Here is a 1,708-nt window from a genome sequence, read left to right as displayed (position 1 = left end):
GCTTCATTGTTCTGCCTTTCGATCTTGGTTTCGATGCTGGCCCTGCCTGATAGCTTTCCGGCGACATAACTACCGCCAGCGATAAGGGCGGCAGCAGCAAGGGCAGCGAGCGAATATTTCAGCCAGTTGGGAATGAGCACCCAGATCATGCCTCTTTCCTCACCCTCTGGATGAAGAAGTAGAGACCGATACCAACAAGCGCGACCATTGCGACAGCAAGCGCCCACTGCATCGGGCCGGTGCCGTCAGCCATTGCGCCCACGCCGGTAATAAGCCCGCCAAGCGGCCCCCATGCTTCCGGCTTCTTCAACACCTCTTTCAAGGATGTATCGGACTGTACGGCCTTGCCGGTCGGAACCTGCGGCACGGGAGAAGGTACGGGAGCGCTGTCACGAGAGAACGCCAGAGCGCGAGACCGAACCCGCGAGACACGCGAAGTCCAGCCCCCGCCGAACGTCGAGAACGTGCCGAGACCTTTCAGCCACGCCAGACGCGCATCGCAGAGTTCATTGATAATACGATCAGCAGCAATTTTCCGGACAGCAGTGAGCGTCTTTGCGCCGATGACGCCATCCTGATCGACGCCGACAACCTTCTGAAGCATCTTCACTGCACGGGCTGGGCCGGAGTGGATAGCAAAATCCAGCGTGGCATAATCGACACCAGCAGGCAGATCATCACCGGAAATCTTGTTCCAGTAATTCTCTCGGTAGATATCCGTCGCCTTGGATTTGGTCAGCGCCTTCACCTCGGCTTTCGATACCTTCCGGCCCTCCCAGGCTGACAGCGTAGCGAGTGTGATACCCATATTCGTTGCGCCGCCGGGGTCTTTCGGATGATCTACGTATCCGCCCTCTTCCGAGAAGACATGCGGCATCGCTTTGGCAAAGGTTCCCTTGGCCATTGGTGATTTCCTTTCGGCAAAGAAAAAGCCGCCTCAGTGGGCGGCTTGGGCTTGATTTATATGGTAAGGTGTTTCAATGCTCTTGCCAGTTATAAAGTGGACAACTGCATCTTGATATCTCAATTGACCAAATATGGGCTGGTTGGAATTGTGAACACAACAATCACATTTGTTGTTGTAGCAATCCTGTCCGGCGTTAGCTTTGACCCATATATGAGCAATGCAATCGGATTTGCGGCAGGACTGCTAAACAGTTACTTCATGAACAAGGCATTTACGTTTAATGGTACGCCTCACATTTCTGGAGATGCCATTAGATTTATGTTCGCGTTTATTATTGCGTATATGATTAATATTGGCGTTCTGCATTTTCTTTTGAGTCTCTCATCGGAGACTGTTGTTCTCTATCAGCTAATAGCAATGTTCACATATAATATAGCTTTCTTCATCCTTATGAAAACATGGGTGTTTGCACGTGACTAATGATACGTATAGCCTCGATGTGGTAATACCCTGCTTCAATGAAGAAGACACAATTCCACACACGATACCGCGTCTTGCATCTTTCTTAGAGAGGCTATGTGAGAACGTCGAGATTCATATGGATTCTTTCCGTCTCATCCTCGTAGATGATGGCAGCAAAGACACAACGTGGAAAATCATCGAAAATCTTGCGACATCGCATCCCATACTTGGGGTGAAGCTCAGCCGAAACTACGGTCATCAAAATGCTATGCTTGCAGGTCTTACATGCTCCGATGCAAATGCCGTACTCACGATTGATGCAGACTTGCAAGATGATCT

Annotated in this window: 3 protein-coding genes; 2 read left to right on the top strand and 1 reads right to left on the bottom strand. The window is 50.6% G+C overall.

What is annotated here, in order from left to right:
• Positions 1-145 precede the first annotated feature (145 nt).
• A complete protein-coding gene (locus VBH83_RS19270) occupies positions 146-904 on the bottom strand; it encodes a glycoside hydrolase family 108 protein (RefSeq protein WP_396999087.1) in 759 nt (252 codons plus the stop codon).
• Positions 905-964: 60 nt separating this feature from the next.
• On the opposite strand from VBH83_RS19270, the gene VBH83_RS19265 reads away from it, so the two are divergent.
• Together VBH83_RS19265 and VBH83_RS19260 are read left to right on the top strand one after the other, a co-directional pair.
• On the top strand, positions 965-1,387 hold the full coding sequence (locus VBH83_RS19265; protein WP_396999088.1) for a GtrA family protein: 423 nt from the start codon (positions 965-967) through the stop codon (positions 1,385-1,387).
• Positions 1,380-1,708 (top strand): glycosyltransferase (locus VBH83_RS19260; protein WP_396999086.1); only part of this gene is annotated, 329 nt, incomplete at its 3' end. The genes VBH83_RS19265 and VBH83_RS19260, both read left to right, overlap by 8 nt.

Origin of the sequence: Ochrobactrum sp. S1502_03 (genome assembly GCF_044435015.1) — a bacterium.
Classification (GTDB): domain Bacteria; phylum Pseudomonadota; class Alphaproteobacteria; order Rhizobiales; family Rhizobiaceae; genus Brucella; species Brucella chromiisoli.
Note: the sequence above shows the minus strand (reverse complement) of the source record. Positions and strands in the feature narration are given on the sequence as shown.

Excerpts from the sequence above, each read along its gene's own strand:
- VBH83_RS19270 (WP_396999087.1), bottom strand. The coding sequence starts at position 904 with ATGGCCAAGGGAACCTTTGCCAAAGCGATGCCGCATGTCTTCTCGGAA.
- VBH83_RS19265 (WP_396999088.1), top strand. The coding sequence starts at position 965 with ATGGTAAGGTGTTTCAATGCTCTTGCCAGTTATAAAGTGGACAACTGC.